Source organism: Pseudomonas sediminis (assembly GCF_002741105.1).
Classification (GTDB): domain Bacteria; phylum Pseudomonadota; class Gammaproteobacteria; order Pseudomonadales; family Pseudomonadaceae; genus Aquipseudomonas; species Aquipseudomonas sediminis.
Map to the genome: position 1 here is coordinate 271,195 of NZ_NIQU01000007.1, position 16,597 is coordinate 287,791.

Genomic DNA, 16,597 nt, shown 5'->3' on the forward strand with positions numbered 1-16,597 from the left:
GCTAGCATACGCACCCCGTGAATCGAGCTATGCGGTGATCTACGGGCGCTGGCTGAGCTTCTCAGCCCTTCCCTGAAAACATCCCTGGGACAACAGGTACTCCGATGAGCAAGACCTCTCTCGACAAGAGCAAGATCAAGTTCCTTCTTCTCGAAGGCGTCCACCAGAATGCCGTAGACACGCTGAAGGCAGCCGGCTACAGCAACATCGAGTACCTCAAGGGCGCGCTGTCAGGCGAAGAGCTGAAAGAAAAGATCGCCGATGCCCACTTCATCGGTATTCGCTCGCGCACCCAGCTGACCGCCGAGGTCTTCGACTGTGCGAAGAAGCTGGTCGCCGTCGGTTGCTTCTGCATCGGTACCAACCAGGTCGACCTTGACGCCGCCCGCGAGCGCGGTATCGCCGTATTCAACGCGCCTTACTCCAACACCCGCTCGGTGGCCGAGCTGGTACTGGCCCAGGCCATCCTGCTGCTGCGCGGCATTCCCGAGAAGAACGCCTCCTGCCACCGTGGTGGCTGGATCAAGTCGGCGGCCAACTCCTTCGAGATCCGCGGCAAGAAGCTGGGCATCGTCGGCTATGGTTCCATCGGCACCCAGCTCTCGGTACTGGCCGAGGCCCTCGGCATGCAGGTGTTCTTCTACGACACCGTGACCAAGCTGCCGCTGGGTAACGCCACGCAGATCGGCGACCTGTACGATTTGCTGGGTCTATGCGACATCGTCTCGCTGCACGTGCCTGAGCTGCCATCCACCCAGTGGATGATCGGCGAGAAGGAAATCCGTGCAATGAAGAAGGGCGGCATCCTGATCAACGCCGCACGCGGCACCGTGGTCGAGTTGGATCACCTGGCCAATGCGATCAAGGACGAGCATCTGATCGGTGCGGCCATCGACGTGTTCCCGGTCGAGCCCAAGTCCAACGACGAAGAGTTCGAAAGCCCGCTGCGTGGCCTGGATCGCGTGATCCTGACCCCGCACATCGGTGGTTCCACCGCCGAAGCGCAGGCCAACATCGGCCTGGAAGTAGCCGAGAAGCTGGTCAAGTACAGCGACAACGGCACCTCGGTGTCCTCGGTCAACTTCCCTGAAGTGGCCCTGCCGGCGCACCCGGGCAAGCACCGCCTGCTGCATATCCACGAGAACGTTCCGGGTGTGATGAGCGAGATCAACAAGGTGTTCGCCGACAACGGCATCAACATCTCCGGCCAGTTCCTGCAGACCAACGACAAGGTCGGCTACGTGGTGATCGACGTCGACGCCGAGTACTCCGACCTGGCGCTGGAGAAACTGCAGCACGTCAACGGCACGATCCGCAGCCGCGTTCTGTTCTAAACCGGAGCTGCTGCGCGTCGGCGGTATGCAGAAATGAACAAAGGGAGGCTTCGGCCTCCCTTTCTCATTCCGTAGGGTGCGCCGCGCGCACCACCGTGCCCCGGATTGCATCCGGGCTACCTCAATCCCGCTCCAACCGCGCCAACTCGGCGGCCGCTTCGTCCAACTGCATTTCGTTGTACACCTTCACCCCTGCTCGCTTCAGCAGGGCTGCTGTCACACCCTCGCCCGGCACCCGCACACCACTGAAGCTGCCGTCGTAGTTTTCAAGATTGCCGCACGAAGGGCTGCGCGCCTTGAGCAGGGCGATCTGGATGCCGTGCTCACGTACCAGCGCCAGTGCCTGCTCGGCGCCATCGACGAACGCGGCGGTCACGTCTTCGCCTTCGATCGTCAGCACAGGCAGACGGCCATCCAACACCGCACCACCCTGGCCACCGCGAATTTCCGCAGGTGGGCGCGGCGTCGGCAAACCGCCCGCCACTTCCGGGCACAGCGCCACCACCCGCCCCTCGTCCAGCCACTGCTGAAGCTGATCGAAGGGACCGTGAGCACCGCCGTCATAACGCACCCGATGCCCGAGCAGGCAGCGACTGACCAATATCTTGTGCATCAGCTCTCTCCATGACCGCGCACAGGACTCATAGTAGCGCGTCACCTCGACGCCGGAACCAGCCGGTCAACGACAGCCGTTCGCGGGTGGCCGGCAGCACTTCGTGAGGCATGTCCCCGGACAGAAACAGTGCCAGGGTGCCCGCCAGGGGCAACACGTCATGCTCGCGTCCGTCATTGAGATACAGGCGCAATGCACCACCCTGCTCGGCCTGCCAGCTGTCGTTCAGATAGAGCACCGCCGACACCGCGCGGCGATCGTCATCGCGAAAGCGGTCGAGATGGCGTCGGTAGAACGCCCCTGGCTCGTAGCAAGCGAAATGGCACTCGTAGTCCTCCAGTCCCAGAAACAGCTCCTGGTTCAGGGCCTGCCGCAGGTCATCCATCAGTTGCAGGTACTGGTCACAGGCCTGGTTCTGACCAGGCTCCAGCCATTGAATGCGATCACCACGAATCCCTTCCTGTATCTGCTGCGCGCCCCCACGACCAACGCTGGCGGCATTGAGTTCGCCATTGCGCGCACGTGTGCGGCACTCGGCGGCCAGTTCGCGGGTCAGAACTTCTGGGGCGAACAGCGCCCGTTGCGACCAACCCTGGCTGGCAAGGTCGTCGATAAGGCCGGAGAAGAGGTCTTGCGGGCGGGGTTCGGTCATGGCGGCGATTGTACAGCGCCGGCTAGCCGCTAGACATAGCTCGACAAGCCCCTTTCAGCCACCGAAAATAGCGGGCCGCAGCACCCTGCGGCCGGCCAGGAAAGTTTGCCAAGGAGTTCTCGATGCGCGTTCTGTTTGCCCTGTTGCTGATTGGCCTGACCTTGCCGGCCCTGGCAGACGACCACCTGCGCCTGTATCAGGCTGCCGGTTGGCCGCAACAGCGCGAACATTTCAACCAGGCACTCGATGCCGCTCAGCAGCGCTACCGCAGCACCCTGCCACCGGCGGTATTCCAGGCCCTGGTAGATAACAGCAATCGCCGCTTCGCCGCTGCCGCCATCGACCAACGCGCGCAGCACAGCCTGGGCATGGAACTGGCCGACCCGCAGCCGGCGCTGGCCTTCTTCGAATCCGAACTGGGGCGCAAGATCGTCGCCGCCGAAACGCTGGCCACGCGTCGCGACCAGTTGGCCAAGTACGAGAATGGCCTGCCGCGCACCGACGCGGATGCCACCCGACGCCTGCTGATTCGCCATCTGGCGCAGGCACTGCCAGCCAAGGAAGCCGGCGCCGAAGTCAGCCTGGCGCTGGCCGGCGTGGCGGCCGACAGCCTCAGCCAGATGCTTCCCGGCCTGCTCGGTGGCGGCCAGGCCCAGGGGTTGCTCAATGGCCAGCGCGAACGCCTGATGACGCAGATCGAACAAGACCTCGACAACACCCTGCTGCATGTCTACCGCGAATTGAGCGACCCCGAGCTGGAGCAGTTCGTCGAATTCGCCCAGTCGGATGCGGGCAAAGCCTATTACCAGGCCGCGCTGCAGGCGCTGCGTGCCGGCCTCGCCGTGGGCATGAGTACCAATGAGCTTGCGCCAGCGCCGCAGGGCATCTAAGCCAGGCGCTCGCGCAGAAAATCGAAGTACCGCTGGCGCAACCCCTCGTTCTCATTGGCCAAATGGTGACGTGCCTCTGTCAGGCGCAGGATCTGCGGCTGATTGAACTTGCTCTGCAGCACCTCGAGGTTGTAGCGCCAGTCCACCGTCATGTCCGCCTCACCCTGAATGATCAACGGGCTGTGCGTGCTGCGCCCGGCCGCCTCGATATGCGGCACCCACTTGGCCAACGCCCCCACCCAGGCCGTGGGCAAACTGCGTGGCTGCAGGGGGTCGAGGTTGTGTACGAAGTCAATGAAGGTGGCGTCGCTGGAGTTATCGCTGAAGCGCCGAGGAATTTCCCGCACGAACCGGCTGAGCACCCGATAGCTGAGTTTCGACCAGCCCCAGGCACGCGGTCGCACCAGCGGCGCCAGGAGAATGCTCTGCCCCAGCTCCGGACGCTTGCCGTCCGCGAGCAGATAGTCCAACAGGATCGCCCCGCCGGTGCTCTGCCCGCACAGGTGCCAGGGCTGCGGCAGCCCCAGCTCGCTGGCCTGCTCGAACAAGCCGCCCAGCACCTGCTGATATTCGGCAAAGTCACCGATGCTGGCGCGCGCGCCGCTGGACAGTCCGTGCCCCGGCAGGTCGCAGGCGAGCACGGCGAAGTTCATGCTCAGCGCCCAGTCGACCACATGCCGGTACAAGCCCATATGGTCGTAATAGCCGTGCAACAGCAGCAGCGTACCGCGCGGCTCGGCTGGCGCCCACAGCTGAACGGCGATCTGGTAGCCGGCGGCATTGAAGCTGCCGAGGCGGTTGTCCAACCCGGCAAAACGTGCAGCCAGGTCAAAACCGTAGAAGCTGCGGTACGCCTGCAGCGCCGGCAAGTCCAGACGCGCTGCGGCCAAGGGTCGCAGCAGGGGGCGCAATTGATCGGGCTGAAACGGCTCTGACATAGGGCTTTCCATAAGTTGCGCGAGGCGCGCGGTCGATACCGGCGCCATCGTCTCGAATGCTGCGATATTCAGCTGCCCGACGCATCGTGGCAAGCTACACGCCCTTTTTACCCCCGGCCCGCGCCATGCCCCGCCTGTCACGCAAGAACCTGCTCATCATCCTGCTCGCCCTGGCCTGGCTGGCCGGCATGGTGCTGGCCTACCGCTGGTTCGAAACGCGTTACCTGCGCACCTTCGACGAACGCGCGGCGGTGTTCTCCGGCGCCGAACTGCAATTGCCCGACGAGCTGAGCGGCCCCGGTGCGATCCGCCTGGTGCATTTCTGGGACCCGGCCTGCCCATGCAATGTCGGCAACCAGCAGCACCTGGCCGAGCTGATCGAACACTACACGCCACAAGGCGTGCAATTTCACGTCGTCCAGAAGCCCGGCAGCCAGGGCCGCCTGCCCGCCGAACTGGTCGCGCTACAGGCCATCGATGAGCTGCCCGGCAGCGCCAACCTGCCAGCCAGCCCCGCCGTGGCGATCTGGGACAAACAGGGCCAGCTGGCCTACTTCGGCCCCTATAGCGAAGGCCTGGTCTGCAACTCGAGCAACAGCTTCATCGAACCCATACTCGAAGCGCTCTCGGCTGGGCGCAAGGTGAATGCCAGCAATACCCTGGCAGTGGGCTGCTTCTGCGAATGGGCCGCGCCGACCAGCAACTGACGAGGCCCGAGCAACGTAGGTTGGGTTAACCGCCTGCCGCGTTTACCGGCCGATCAGCTCTGTGTGATGCGGCATAACCCACCCTACGAACGCTCTTCACTCGCCAGTCGATCCGTGGCGCGATACCAGACCGCGCGGCGTGCCGCCCTGCCAGCGGCGAAACGCCCGGTAAAACGGCGACAACTCTGCAAAACCGCAGGCCCGCGCCACCTCGCGTACGCCCAGGCCCTGGTCCAGCAGGCGCAACGCGCGCAAACGCCGCACTTCGTCGTGCAATGCACGGAAGCTGCTGCCCTGCTCGCTCAATGAGCGCTGCAATGCACTGCGATTGCTACCCAGAGCAAGCGCACAGGCCTCGAGGCTACAAGTAGCAGTACCCAGATTGACCTCCAGCCAGTAGCGCACCCGCACCAGCAACTGATTCTCCACCAAACCAGCCAACTGCCTCTCGGCTTCCTCACTGAGCACCTCGAACAGTCGCGGGCTGGCACTGCGCGAGGGCCGCGAGAGCAGCGCCCGCGGCAGGATCAGCACGTCGTGAGGCCGCGAGAAACACGGCTCGACACCGAGCAGGCGACGATGCTCGGCAAGTTTGCGCGGCGCGCGATGGCGAAACTCCACTCCCTGCAGCGGCAGCTCGCCGCCCGCGGACGCCAGCATCTTGCTCAGCAGCACGGCCAGACATTCCATCTGCTGACGCAACGAGCCAACCTCGCGGTAGTTGAGGTCGATCACCAGCCGCGCTTCATCGCCCTGCTCCTCCAGCCGTGCGGCAAAACCGCCTGAGAGGATGTGCTGGAAGCGCACGAAAGCCTGCAAGCCCTGGCGCAGATCACGCGCCGCCAACAGCAGGTAGCTGACCACATCCATCGGCCGTGGCTGCATCACCTCACCCAGGTGCAGGCCGATGTCGGCATCCCCGCTGATGCCCTCCAGCGCCTGCCAGAAGCGCGGCGCGTTGTCGTGCTCCTCTCGCGCCTCCAGCAGCGGTGCCGCCAGCGCCACGCCGGCGTAGGCGCGGCGGTAGGTGTCGGTCGGGTCGAACCCCAACGCGGCCAACGCCTCGTAGAGCAGGCGGCGCAAGGTCGAAGAATGCGTGAGGGCGACGAAGGCGTTATCGGGCATAAGGATTCCAGCAGGCTTTGACCATAGACTTTCAGCATCGAGGCATATGGTCAATGCCGACGCCAGGACGCCCGCGCAAAATGCTCGCACGCTTGCCCCACAACAATAAGGATCGCTGGATGAAACGCTCCCTGACCGCCCTTGCCCTGCTGGTTGCCGCCGCGGCAGGCGGCCTGACCTGGTACCTGCACGACAAGCAACCGCAGCGCGATGGCGAGTTGGTGCTCGCCGCCCTGCAGGCGCCGGTCACGGTCGACTACGACGAACGCGGCGTGCCGCACATCCGCGCCGAGAGCGAGGCGGACATGTACCGCGCTCTGGGTTTCGTGCACGCCCAGGATCGTCTGTTCCAGATGGAGCTGCTGCGGCGTCTGGCGCGCGGTGAGTTGGCCGAAGTGCTCGGCGAAAAGCTGGTGCCCACTGACCGTCTGTTCCGTACCCTGGAAATCGGCCGCCATGCCGATGCCTATGCCGCTCGGCTGGATCCCAACAGCCCGTCCACCCAGGCGCTGAATCACTATCTGGAAGGGGTCAACCAGTACCAGGCCAGCCGCCCACGGCCACTGGAGTTCGACCTGCTAGGCATCGAGCCACGTCCGTTCACCGCAGCCGATACGCTCAGCGTCGCCGGTTACATGGCCTACAGCTTCGCCGCAGCCCTGCGCACCGAACCGCTGATGACCCATATTCGTGACGAGCTGGGCGCGGACTATCTCAAGCTGTTCGACCTCGACTGGCATCCGCAGGGCGTGCTTGGCACCTCCCTGGCTGCCGGCGACTGGCAGGATCTTTCCGCCATCGCCCAACTCAGCAGCAGCGCTCTGGAGGGCACCGGTCTGCCGCAGTTCGAAGGCAGTAACGCCTGGGTGATATCCGGCAGCCGCACCGCCAGCGGCAAACCGCTGCTTGCAGGCGACCCGCACATTCGCTTCTCGCTGCCGGCCGTCTGGTACGAAGCGCACCTGCAGGCGCCCAGTTACGAGCTGTATGGCTACCACCACGCACTGATTCCCAGCGCCATGCTTGGCCACAATCGTGACTTTGCCTGGAGCCTGACCATGTTCCAGAACGACGACCTCGACCTGATCGCCGAGCGCACCAATCCAGACAACCCCAACCAGGTCTGGTACCAGGGCAACTGGGTCGACCTCGAACAACGTATGGAGAGCATCAAGGTCAAGGGCGCCGAGCCGGTGAAAATCACTCTGCGCCGCTCGCCGCACGGGCCGATCATCAACGATGCTCTGGGCCAGACCAGCGGCAGCACGCCGATCGCCATGTGGTGGGCCTTCCTCGAAACCGACAACCCGATGCTCGACGCTTTCTACCAGTTGGGCCGCGCCGACAGCCTGGACAAGGCCCGCACCGCCGTCGAGAAGATCGAGGCCCCCGGCCTCAACGTGCTCTGGGCCGGCGCCAGGGGTGACATCGCCTGGTGGGCCGCGGCCAAGCTGCCGCTGCGCCCGGATGGCGTCAACCCGACCTTCATCCTCGATGGCGCCAGCGCTGAAGCGGACAAACTCGGCTATCACCCCTTCAGCACCAACCCGCAGGAAGAGAACCCCGAGCGCGGCTATATCCTCTCGGCCAACTACCAGCCCGTGCCGGCCAGCGGCATCGAGATTCCCGGTTACTACAACCTGCCTGATCGCGGTCAGCGCCTCAACCAGCGCCTGAGCGATGCCTCGGTGAAATGGGACACGCAAAACAGCCAGGCGCTGCAGCTCGATCCTGGTACCGGCTATGGTCCGCGTCTGCTGGCGCCGATCCTCGACGAGCTGCGCGCAGCAGCGGCGAACGATGAGGAGCGCGCACTGGTGGAGCAACTGGCCAAGTGGAATGGCGACCACGAGCTCGACTCCGTGGCCGCCACCCTGTTCAACCAGCTGACCTATCAGCTTGCCCACGAAGCCATGGCCGACGAGCTGGGCGAGGTGTTCTTCGACAGCCTGCTGCAGACCCGCGTGCTCGACACTGCCTTGCCGCGCCTGACCGCCAATGCCAACTCGCCCTGGTGGAATCGCCAGGGCAGCGAGCAACGCGAGAGCCGCGCTCAGATCGTCGCCGACGCCTGGCGCGCCAGCCTGGACCATCTGCGCAGCGTTCTCGGCGATGATCCCGCAGCCTGGACCTGGGGCCGTGGTCATACCCTTACTCATAGCCACCCGCTCGGCCAACAGCAGCCACTGGCCTGGCTGCTGAACGTTGGCCCGATGGCGGCTCCGGGCGGCCATGAGACGCCGAACAACCTGTCGCACAAGGTAGGGCCGGCGCCCTGGCCGGTGGTTTACGGACCCTCGACCCGGCGTCTGGTCGACCTGGGTGATGCCGGCAAGGCCCTGGGTGGCATCCCTGTGGGCCAGAGCGGCGTACCGTTCGATGCCCACTATGGCGATCAGGCGACCGCCCACGTAACTGGCGAGTATCAGCCACAGCACCTGAGCGACGCCGACGTCAAAGCCAACAGTCAGGCCACCCTGCAGCTCCTGCCGCGCTAACAGCGGGAACACAGCGTGGTGCGCCAACGGTGCATCACGCTGCACGCTGGTGCACAGCGGCGCTGAAAATAGCGCCGCAGGCCCTCGCCCGAGGGCCTCAACCCCGAAAAACCGCGACTTGCGGCGCTGGTAATAAAACTGGCACACGCCCTGCATAGGCTAAGGCAATCCCAGTTTCGGGGACCTTGGTACAGGCAGGCCGGGGAATCCCCTTCTTTATTCGACGCCACCGCGCGTCATGTGTAACGCGCCATTGCTCGGCCAACGAGCGCGGCGCCACCCGTTTCGGGGACCTTGGTACAGGCAGGCCGGGGAATCCCCTTCTTTATTTGGGACGCAGTGCCAGTCGTGCACGCCAACGTCCATCCTCTTGCGCACCGCGCCACTCCCCGTCCAGCGGACGGGGCGATACCAGCACCAGCAGCAGATCCCGCCCGTCGCGCTCCACCCGCCAGTTCACCAGGCCCAGCGGCAGTTTCAGCTGCCCCTCGCGCACCCGCCCGTAGGCATCTTCGTAGCGATACACCAGAGCGCCGTCGACATGCTCGGCCTGGGCTTGCGGCTCACGGTTGAACCAGAGCTGCAACCCCTGCTCCCAGGCCCCGACATCCTCGATACGCAGACGCGGAGGATCGAACACCCGGCCAATCATCATGCCGACGAGAAAGGCGATCAGCATCACCGATGCCATGAAACGCCAGCGCAAACGCGGCCGTGGATCTTCAGGCGGCGTAGAATGGCGCTCGTCCCAGCGCTCGGAGTGTTGCATGTTCCAAGTCATCCTCTTTCAACCGGAAATTCCACCCAATACCGGCAACATTATCAGGCTGTGCGCCAACAGCGGCTGCCAGCTGCATTTGATCGAGCCACTGGGCTTCGAGCTGGACGACAAGCGCCTGCGCCGCGCCGGCCTGGATTATCACGAATACGCCACGCTCAAGCGCCACCCGGACCTGCAGAGTTGCCTCGAGAGCCTCGGCCAGCCGCGCGTTTTCGCCTTCACCACCAAGGGTTCGCAACCGTTCCACGAGATCGCCTACCAGCCCGGCGACGCCTTCCTGTTCGGCCCGGAAAGCTGCGGCCTGCCAGAAGAGGTGCGCAACGCCCTGCCACCCGAGCAGCGCGTACGCCTACCCATGCGCGCCGGTTGCCGCAGTCTGAATCTATCCAATACCGTGGCCGTCACCGTTTACGAAGCCTGGCGGCAGAACGGCTTCGGTGGCGCCGACTAAGGCCGCGAGCGGACACAAAAAAGCGCCCCGAGGGGCGCTTTTTCATGCAACCGAGCCGCGCTTAGTGCGCAGTGCTCTCGCCGGCTTGCTGCATGCGCTGCAGCTCCTGGGCGTACAGTGCGTCGAAGTTCACCGGCGACAGCATCAGCGCCGGGAACGAGCCACGGGTCACCAGGCTGTCCAGCGCTTCGCGAGCGTAAGGGAACAGGATGTTCGGGCAGAACGCGCCGAGGGTGTGGCTCATCGATGCAGCGTCAAGGCCCTTGATCAGGAAGATGCCAGCCTGCTGCACTTCAGCGATGAAAGCGACTTCTTCGCCATTTTTCACGGTCACCGACAGGGTCAGCACCACTTCGTGGAAGTCGCCTTCCAGCGCTTTCTGGCGGGTGTTCAGGTCCAGGCCAACGCTCGGCGTCCACTCCTGGCGGAAGATTTCCGGGCTCTTCGGCGCTTCGAAGGACAGGTCCTTGACGTAGATGCGCTGCAGGGAGAATTGCGGATTCTGCGATTCGTCAGCGGCTGCGCCGCTGTTGGCTTGCTCGGTCATGGCGTTTGCCTTCCTTAACGTTGAGGTTTCAAGCGGGGCTCTGCAGCAGCGCATCGAGCTTGCCGGCGCGCTCCAGGGCATAGAGGTCGTCACAGCCACCCACGTGGGTGCTGCCGATCCAGATTTGCGGCACCGAGGTGCGCCCGGCCTTGCGGGTCATCTCCGCGCGGATGGCCGGCTGGCCGTCGACGCGGATTTCCTCGAAGTCCACCCCTTTGCTGGCCAGCAGTTGCTTGGCACGCATGCAGTAGGGGCACCAATCGCTGGAGTAGACGACCACGCTGGCCATATCACTTCACCAGCGGCAGGTTGTCGCCACGCCAGGTGGCAATACCACCGGACAGCTTGGCAGCGGTGAAACCGGCCTTTTTCAGTTCGCGGGCGATGCTGCCGGCGTGCTGCCCCATGGCGTCGACCACGACAATGGTCTTGGTCTTGTGCTTCTCCAGCTCGGCGATGCGTGCGACCACCTTGTCGTAGGGGATGTGCAGGGAATCGACGATATGGCCGGCGGAGAAATCCTTCTGCGCACGCACGTCGAGCACCACGCCCTTGTCGCTGTTGACCAGCGCAGTGAGCTCGCGGCTCGACAGGCTCTGCCCGCCCTTGCGCATTTCGGTGACGATCAGCAACACCAGCAGAACGGCGAACATTCCACTCAGTACGTAGTGGTTGATGATGAATTCAATCAGGTTGGCGAACATCTATATGGCCCAGGACGGTAAAATGCCGGCCAGTATACACAGGCCCACAGGTCGGCCAAACCCCGTCTGGCAGTGACGCGCCAGGCGCTTGGCCCTAAAATGCCGGGCTGTTCCATTGCCCCCTCAGACGCAGAGCGAGCCAGTTTAATGAGTGCCACGCCAAAACCCTTGGTTCTGATCATCCTCGACGGCTTCGGTCACAGCGACAAACCCGAGTACAACGCCATCTACGCTGCCAACACGCCGGTGTACGACCGCCTGCGCGCCAACTACCCGCACGGCCTGATCTCCGGCAGCGGCATGGACGTCGGCCTGCCGGACGGGCAGATGGGCAACTCCGAAGTCGGCCACATGAACCTCGGCGCTGGCCGCGTGGTGTACCAGGACTTCACTCGCGTGACCAAGGCGATTCGTGACGGCGAGTTCTTCGACAACGCCACGATCAACCAGGCCGTGGACAAGGCCGTGACCGCCGGCAAGGCCGTGCACATCCTCGGCCTGCTCTCCGATGGTGGCGTGCACAGCCACCAGGATCATATCGTCGCCATGGCCGAACTGGCCGCCAAGCGCGGCGCCGAGAAGATCTACCTGCACGCCTTCCTGGATGGCCGCGACACCCCACCGAAAAGCGCGCAGCCATCCATCGAACTGCTCGACGCAGCCTTCGCCCGCCTCGGCAAGGGCCGTATCGCCAGCCTCACCGGCCGCTACTTCGCCATGGATCGCGACAACCGCTGGGATCGCGTACAGCAAGCCTACGAGCTGATCGTCGACGGCAATGGCCAGTTCAACACCGCCACTGCCGTTGAAGGCCTGCAGGCCGCCTATGAGCGCGGCGAGAGCGACGAGTTCGTTAAGGCCACCACCGTCGGCACGCCGGTACAGGTCGAGGACGGCGACGCCGTGGTGTTCATGAACTTCCGCGCCGACCGTGCCCGCGAGCTGACTCGCGCCTTCGTCGAGCCCGGCTTCAAGGAGTTCGAGCGCAAGCGCGCACCGCAGGTCGGTTTCGTCATGCTCACCCAGTACGCGGCGAGCATCAAAGCGCCCAGCGCCTTCGCCCCGGAAGCGCTGACCAACGTGCTCGGCGAATACCTGGCGAAGAACGGCAAGACCCAACTGCGCATCGCCGAGACCGAGAAATACGCCCACGTCACCTTCTTCTTCTCCGGCGGCCGCGAAGAGCCGTTCGAGGGTGAAGAACGCATCCTGATTCCGTCGCCGAACGTCGCCACCTACGACCTGCAGCCAGAAATGAGCGCACCGGCAGTCACCGACAAGATCGTCGATGCCATCGAAAATCAGCGCTATGACGTGATCATCGTCAACTACGCCAACGGCGATATGGTTGGCCACACCGGCGTATTCGAGGCAGCAGTCAAGGCTGTGGAAACCCTCGACAGTTGCGTCGGCCGCATCACCGAGGCGCTGGCGAAGGTCGGCGGCGAAGCGCTGATCACCGCCGATCACGGCAACGTCGAGCAGATGGAAGACGAGTGCACCGGCCAGGCGCACACTGCGCATACCTGCGAGCCGGTGCCATTCATCTACGTCGGCGAACGTCCGGCACGCATCCGCGAAGGCGGTGTACTGGCCGACGTGGCGCCAACCCTGCTCAAGCTGATGGGCATGGAAAAACCGGCCGAAATGACCGGCAAGACTATCGTCGAGCTGCAGTAATCGACAGAAAACAAGAAACGCCCCGCGCCATCAGGCCTGGGGCGTTTTTTTTGCCCGGCAGCGCGGGCATACTAGGCCTCAATTCGCCCTCCGGTGTCGCCTCGCCCATGCTTCGCATCCTTGTCCTGATTCTGCTCAGCAGCCTGATCGCTCCGGCCATCGCCGACGAGCGTGCCGATACCCAGCGCCAGCTGGAAGCAGCACGCCAGGACGTGGCCGAGTTGCAGAAACTGCTGAAAAAACTGCAGCAGGAAAAATCCGGTGTGCAGCAGCAGTTGAAGAAGACCGAGACCGAGATGGGCGACCTGGAAGGTCAGGTCAAGGAACTGCAGCGCGAGCTCAAGGGCAGCGAGCAAGAAATCCAGCGCCTGGATCAGGAGAAAAAAAAACTCCAGGGCGCGCGCACTGAACAGCAGCGGCTGATCGCCATCCAGGCCCGCGCCGCCTATCAGAGCGGCCGCCAGGAGTACGTCAAGCTGCTGCTCAACCAGCAGAACCCGGAAAAATTCTCGCGCACCCTCACCTATTACGACTACCTCAGTCAGGCTCGCCTCGAGCAGCTCGCAGCATTCAACGAGACTCTGCGCCAGCTGGCCAACGTCGAGCAGGAAATCACTAGCCATCAGGCCCAGTTGCAGGCGCAGAAGGCCGGCCTGGACGAACGTCACGCCAAGCTTGCCGAGGCGCGCAAGGAGCGCCAGCAGGCCCTGGCCAAGCTAAACAGCGACTTCGCCACCCGCGACCAGCGACTCAAGGCGCGCCAGCAGGAGCAGGCCGAACTGGGCCGTGTACTGAAGACCATCGAGGAAACCCTGGCCCGCCAGGCGCGTGAAGCCGAGGAAGCGCGCAAGCGCGCCCTGGCAGCGCAGCAGGCAGAGCAGGCGCGGCCTGGCAGACAGCAGAGCAGCCAACCAAGCGGTCCGTTGGTGACGTCCGGCGCTATCTACGGCGGACCTTTCGCCAGTGCACGCGGCAAGCTGCCGTGGCCCGTCGATGGCCGATTGGTAGCACGCTACGGAACCCCACGTGGCGGCGACGCTCGTACTAAATGGGACGGCGTGCTGATCGGCGCACCCGCCGGCAGCCAGGTACGCGCCGTGCATGGTGGTCGAGTGGTATTCGCCGACTGGTTGCGTGGCGCCGGTCTGTTGGTCATTCTCGACCATGGCAATGGTTATCTGAGCCTATATGGCCACAACCAGAACCTGCTCAAGAGTGCCGGAGATGTGGTCAAAGCCGGCGAGCCCATCGCCACCGTTGGTAGCAGCGGTGGTCAGGAAACATCGGCACTGTACTTCGCCATTCGCCAGAACGGTCGTCCGAGTGATCCGGCACAGTGGTGCCGCGCGCAGGGATAATCAGGCCGAGAGCCTGATAGCGCCTCATCCATTTAGGAGTTTTTTCATGTCTCATCGCTTCCGCCCCACCTGCCTGGCCCTGGCCCTCGGGCTGCTGCTCGGCGCTCCAGCCCTGCACGCCGCCGAGCCTGCCCCCGCGCCAGCACAGGCGGCGAGCGGCAAGGCCCCTCTGCCGCTGGATGATCTGCGTACCTTCGCCGAGGTTATGGACCGCATCAAGGCCGCTTACGTCGAGCCAGTCAGCGACAAGACCCTGCTGGAAAATGCCATCAAGGGCATGCTCAGCAACCTCGACCCGCATTCGGCCTACCTCGAGCCGGAAGCCTTCGCCGAGCTGCAGGAAAGCACCAGCGGTGAATTCGGCGGCCTGGGCATCGAGGTCGGCATGGAGGACGGCTTCGTCAAGGTGGTTTCGCCCATCGACGACACGCCCGCCTCGAAAGCCGGCATCCAGCCTGGCGACCTGATCGTCAAGATCGACGGCCAGCCGACCAAGGGCCTGTCGATGATGGAAGCCGTGGACAAGATGCGCGGCAAGGCCGGCAGCAAGATCGAGCTGACCCTGGTGCGTGACGGCGGTCGCCCGTTCGACCTGACCCTGACCCGTGCGGTGATCAAGGTGCGCAGCGTGAAGAGCCAGATACTCGAAGACGGCTACGGCTATCTGCGCATCTCGCAATTCCAGGTCAACACCGGCGAGGAAGTGGGCAAGGCACTGACCAAACTGCGCCAGGAAAACGGCAACAAGAAGCTGCGCGGCCTGGTCATGGACCTGCGCAACAACCCGGGCGGTGTGCTGCAGGCAGCCGTGGAAGTGACCGACCACTTCCTCAAGAGCGGCCTGATCGTCTACACCGAAGGCCGCCTGGCCAACTCCGAACTGCGCTTCAACGCCGACCCGGCCGATGCCAGCGAAGGCGTACCGCTGGTGGTGCTGATCAACGGCGGCAGCGCCTCGGCGTCGGAGATCGTCGCTGGTGCACTGCAGGATCACAAGCGCGCGGTACTGATGGGCACCGACAGCTTCGGCAAGGGTTCGGTACAGACCGTGCTGCCGCTGAACAACGATCGCGCCCTGAAGCTCACCACGGCGCTGTACTTCACCCCTAACGGCCGCTCGATCCAGGCTCAGGGCATCATCCCTGACATCGAAGTAGCGCGCGCCAAGCTCACCCGCGAGCAGGACAGCGAGGGCATCAAGGAAGCGGATCTGCAGGGCCACCTGGGCAATGGCAACGGCGGCGCGGATCGCCCGAGCAAGGCCGCCCAGGCCGCACGCGCCGAGCGCCCGCAGGACGACGACTACCAACTGAGCCAGGCACTGAACCTGCTCAAGGGGCTGAGCGTCACACGCGGTAACTGAGGCGATACGGCAATATGAAAAAGCCCGGACAACTGTCCGGGCTTTTTCATGTCAACGCGCTTTGCGGCGACTTACACACCTCGTAGGGTGCGCCATGCGCACCGAGCCCGACGCCAGGGTCGGAGCTCTAGAGCCACAGAGGTTACAGATAGTTCTCGGTAATATCGTCGATGAAGCCTTCGCTGCGCAGCTCGTCCAACGCCTTCTGCAGGCGCTCGACCACCTCGTCCGGAGTGTCCTTGTTCAGGGCCAGGTACAGCTCGGCCTCCCTGAAGCGCAGCACGGTATTGAGACCGGTGACGTCTTCCTGCTTGGCCAGATAACGGCCAACCGGGTCGGTAGTGGCCCACAGGTCGATTTGCCCACGCACCAGCTTCTTCACGTTCTCCTGATCACGCAGGGCGTTGATCGGCGCCAGGCCCTGGCTCTCCAGGTTCTGGCTGACGGCATCGTTCTTGTAGGCACCGATACGGTACTTGGCCGCGTCCTGCAGGCTCGACACCTTGATGTCGTTACCCGGCGCGGCAAGCAGCACCCAGCCGGTCTTGGCGATCGGACCGACCCATTTGAACAGCGGCTTGCGCTCCTCGGTGTAAGTGGTGGAGAACAGACCGTAGTTGGGTTTGTCCAGCGTCAGGCGATACAGGCGGTCCCAGGGGAAACGCAGGGTCAGGGTGTAGTCGATACCGGCACGCTTGAACATCTCGCGCACGATGTCGGCGCTGATGCCGTCGATGCCGTCGTCACGGGCGAAGTTCTTGTCGTCCACCGCCATGTTGAAGGGCGGGAAATTCTCGGTCAGCAGCACCACCTTGTAATCCTGCGGCAACTCCGCATGCGCGGAACCGCAGAGCATGAACAAGGCGACAAACAGGCTTTTCTTCAGAGTATTCAGCATAAGACGTACCGCTCGCATGATTTTGGTTATGGCTAGCGACATCCTTGCATGGGCCCGA

The 16,597-nt window shown here is 64.0% G+C and carries 17 protein-coding genes; 8 read left to right on the top strand and 9 right to left on the bottom strand.

The genetic code is table 11. The features are described from left to right. Positions 1 to 104: 104 nt before the first annotated feature. Positions 105 to 1,334 carry a phosphoglycerate dehydrogenase gene (gene serA / locus CDO35_RS17830; protein ID WP_099526006.1) on the top strand — a complete coding sequence of 410 codons (1,230 nt, stop codon included), beginning with the start codon at positions 105 to 107 and terminating at the stop codon, positions 1,332 to 1,334. Between the two features lie 121 nt (positions 1,335 to 1,455). Here serA and CDO35_RS17835 read toward each other — a convergent pair whose 3' ends face one another. Together CDO35_RS17835 and CDO35_RS17840 are read right to left on the bottom strand one after the other, a co-directional pair. Then, on the bottom strand, positions 1,456 to 1,947 hold the full coding sequence (locus CDO35_RS17835; RefSeq protein ID WP_099526007.1) for a 2-thiouracil desulfurase family protein: 492 nt from the start codon (positions 1,945 to 1,947) through the stop codon (positions 1,456 to 1,458). Positions 1,948 to 1,975: 28 nt separating this feature from the next. Then, a complete protein-coding gene (locus tag CDO35_RS17840; RefSeq protein ID WP_099526008.1) occupies positions 1,976 to 2,599 on the bottom strand; it encodes a 2OG-Fe(II) oxygenase in 624 nt (207 codons plus the stop codon). Between the two features lie 122 nt (positions 2,600 to 2,721). Here CDO35_RS17840 and CDO35_RS17845 point away from each other — a divergent pair, with 122 nt between their 5' ends. Further along, positions 2,722 to 3,489, top strand: coding sequence for a hypothetical protein (locus tag CDO35_RS17845; RefSeq protein WP_099526009.1), 768 nt, complete (start codon positions 2,722 to 2,724; stop codon positions 3,487 to 3,489). On the opposite strand, the gene bipL is transcribed toward CDO35_RS17845, so the two are convergent. Continuing rightward, positions 3,486 to 4,427 (bottom strand): phospholipase BipL, encoded by a 942-nt coding sequence (gene bipL, locus CDO35_RS17850; protein WP_099526010.1) that lies wholly within the window; start codon positions 4,425 to 4,427, stop codon positions 3,486 to 3,488. The genes CDO35_RS17845 and bipL overlap by 4 nt on opposite strands. Positions 4,428 to 4,552: 125 nt before the next feature. On the opposite strand from bipL, the gene CDO35_RS17855 reads away from it, so the two are divergent. Beyond that, positions 4,553 to 5,134 carry a DUF6436 domain-containing protein gene (locus CDO35_RS17855; protein WP_099526011.1) on the top strand — a complete coding sequence of 194 codons (582 nt, stop codon included), beginning with the start codon at positions 4,553 to 4,555 and terminating at the stop codon, positions 5,132 to 5,134. Positions 5,135 to 5,230: 96 nt separating this feature from the next. On the opposite strand, the gene CDO35_RS17860 is transcribed toward CDO35_RS17855, so the two are convergent. Continuing rightward, positions 5,231 to 6,259: an AraC family transcriptional regulator gene (locus CDO35_RS17860; protein WP_099526012.1), complete on the bottom strand. Its 1,029-nt coding sequence runs from the start codon at positions 6,257 to 6,259 to the stop codon at positions 5,231 to 5,233. A gap of 119 nt (positions 6,260 to 6,378) precedes the next feature. Here CDO35_RS17860 and CDO35_RS17865 point away from each other — a divergent pair, with 119 nt between their 5' ends. After that, on the top strand, positions 6,379 to 8,757 hold the full coding sequence (locus CDO35_RS17865; RefSeq protein ID WP_166432423.1) for a penicillin acylase family protein: 2,379 nt from the start codon (positions 6,379 to 6,381) through the stop codon (positions 8,755 to 8,757). Positions 8,758 to 9,082: 325 nt separating this feature from the next. Here CDO35_RS17865 and CDO35_RS17870 read toward each other — a convergent pair whose 3' ends face one another. Further along, entirely contained in the window at positions 9,083 to 9,526 is a 444-nt protein-coding gene (locus CDO35_RS17870) for a hypothetical protein (RefSeq protein ID WP_099526014.1), read from the bottom strand. Between CDO35_RS17870 and trmL the strand changes: the two genes are divergently transcribed. After that, positions 9,525 to 9,989: a tRNA (uridine(34)/cytosine(34)/5-carboxymethylaminomethyluridine(34)-2'-O)-methyltransferase TrmL gene (gene trmL, locus CDO35_RS17875; RefSeq protein WP_099526015.1), complete on the top strand. Its 465-nt coding sequence runs from the start codon at positions 9,525 to 9,527 to the stop codon at positions 9,987 to 9,989. The genes CDO35_RS17870 and trmL overlap by 2 nt on opposite strands. A gap of 61 nt (positions 9,990 to 10,050) precedes the next feature. Here trmL and secB read toward each other — a convergent pair whose 3' ends face one another. From secB to CDO35_RS17890, 3 genes are read right to left on the bottom strand one after another with little or no spacing between them, the layout of a single operon-like run. Further along, a complete protein-coding gene (gene secB, locus CDO35_RS17880; RefSeq protein WP_099526016.1) occupies positions 10,051 to 10,536 on the bottom strand; it encodes a protein-export chaperone SecB in 486 nt (161 codons plus the stop codon). Positions 10,537 to 10,564: 28 nt separating this feature from the next. Continuing rightward, positions 10,565 to 10,825: a glutaredoxin 3 gene (gene grxC / locus CDO35_RS17885; RefSeq protein ID WP_037002286.1), complete on the bottom strand. Its 261-nt coding sequence runs from the start codon at positions 10,823 to 10,825 to the stop codon at positions 10,565 to 10,567. 1 nt (position 10,826) lies between these two features. Further along, positions 10,827 to 11,240 (bottom strand): rhodanese-like domain-containing protein, encoded by a 414-nt coding sequence (locus CDO35_RS17890; RefSeq protein ID WP_099526017.1) that lies wholly within the window; start codon positions 11,238 to 11,240, stop codon positions 10,827 to 10,829. A gap of 147 nt (positions 11,241 to 11,387) precedes the next feature. Between CDO35_RS17890 and gpmI the strand changes: the two genes are divergently transcribed. The 3 genes from gpmI (at position 11,388) to CDO35_RS17905 (ending at position 15,641) form a co-directional block, all read left to right on the top strand. Beyond that, positions 11,388 to 12,920 (top strand): 2,3-bisphosphoglycerate-independent phosphoglycerate mutase, encoded by a 1,533-nt coding sequence (gene gpmI, locus CDO35_RS17895; RefSeq protein ID WP_099526018.1) that lies wholly within the window; start codon positions 11,388 to 11,390, stop codon positions 12,918 to 12,920. A gap of 107 nt (positions 12,921 to 13,027) precedes the next feature. Continuing rightward, a complete protein-coding gene (locus CDO35_RS17900) occupies positions 13,028 to 14,278 on the top strand; it encodes a murein hydrolase activator EnvC family protein (protein ID WP_099526019.1) in 1,251 nt (416 codons plus the stop codon). Between the two features lie 46 nt (positions 14,279 to 14,324). Next, positions 14,325 to 15,641, top strand: a complete 1,317-nt coding sequence (locus CDO35_RS17905) for a S41 family peptidase (protein WP_099526020.1) — start codon at positions 14,325 to 14,327, stop codon at positions 15,639 to 15,641. A gap of 142 nt (positions 15,642 to 15,783) precedes the next feature. Here the strand turns inward: CDO35_RS17905 and CDO35_RS17910 are convergent, their stop codons facing one another. Next, entirely contained in the window at positions 15,784 to 16,539 is a 756-nt protein-coding gene (locus tag CDO35_RS17910; RefSeq protein WP_099526021.1) for a substrate-binding periplasmic protein, read from the bottom strand. Positions 16,540 to 16,597: the final 58 nt, after the last annotated feature.

Coding starts and splice junctions, on each gene's coding strand:
- serA (WP_099526006.1), top strand. CDS start 105: ATGAGCAAGACCTCTCTCGACAAGAGCAAGATCAAGTTCCTTCTTCTC.
- CDO35_RS17835 (WP_099526007.1), bottom strand. CDS start 1,947: ATGCACAAGATATTGGTCAGTCGCTGCCTGCTCGGGCATCGGGTGCGT.
- CDO35_RS17840 (WP_099526008.1), bottom strand. CDS start 2,599: ATGACCGAACCCCGCCCGCAAGACCTCTTCTCCGGCCTTATCGACGAC.
- CDO35_RS17845 (WP_099526009.1), top strand. CDS start 2,722: ATGCGCGTTCTGTTTGCCCTGTTGCTGATTGGCCTGACCTTGCCGGCC.
- bipL (WP_099526010.1), bottom strand. CDS start 4,427: ATGTCAGAGCCGTTTCAGCCCGATCAATTGCGCCCCCTGCTGCGACCC.
- CDO35_RS17855 (WP_099526011.1), top strand. CDS start 4,553: ATGCCCCGCCTGTCACGCAAGAACCTGCTCATCATCCTGCTCGCCCTG.
- CDO35_RS17860 (WP_099526012.1), bottom strand. CDS start 6,259: ATGCCCGATAACGCCTTCGTCGCCCTCACGCATTCTTCGACCTTGCGC.
- CDO35_RS17865 (WP_166432423.1), top strand. CDS start 6,379: ATGAAACGCTCCCTGACCGCCCTTGCCCTGCTGGTTGCCGCCGCGGCA.
- trmL (WP_099526015.1), top strand. CDS start 9,525: ATGTTCCAAGTCATCCTCTTTCAACCGGAAATTCCACCCAATACCGGC.
- CDO35_RS17870 (WP_099526014.1), bottom strand. CDS start 9,526: ATGCAACACTCCGAGCGCTGGGACGAGCGCCATTCTACGCCGCCTGAA.
- secB (WP_099526016.1), bottom strand. CDS start 10,536: ATGACCGAGCAAGCCAACAGCGGCGCAGCCGCTGACGAATCGCAGAAT.
- grxC (WP_037002286.1), bottom strand. CDS start 10,825: ATGGCCAGCGTGGTCGTCTACTCCAGCGATTGGTGCCCCTACTGCATG.
- CDO35_RS17890 (WP_099526017.1), bottom strand. CDS start 11,240: ATGTTCGCCAACCTGATTGAATTCATCATCAACCACTACGTACTGAGT.
- gpmI (WP_099526018.1), top strand. CDS start 11,388: ATGAGTGCCACGCCAAAACCCTTGGTTCTGATCATCCTCGACGGCTTC.
- CDO35_RS17900 (WP_099526019.1), top strand. CDS start 13,028: ATGCTTCGCATCCTTGTCCTGATTCTGCTCAGCAGCCTGATCGCTCCG.
- CDO35_RS17905 (WP_099526020.1), top strand. CDS start 14,325: ATGTCTCATCGCTTCCGCCCCACCTGCCTGGCCCTGGCCCTCGGGCTG.
- CDO35_RS17910 (WP_099526021.1), bottom strand. CDS start 16,539: ATGCTGAATACTCTGAAGAAAAGCCTGTTTGTCGCCTTGTTCATGCTC.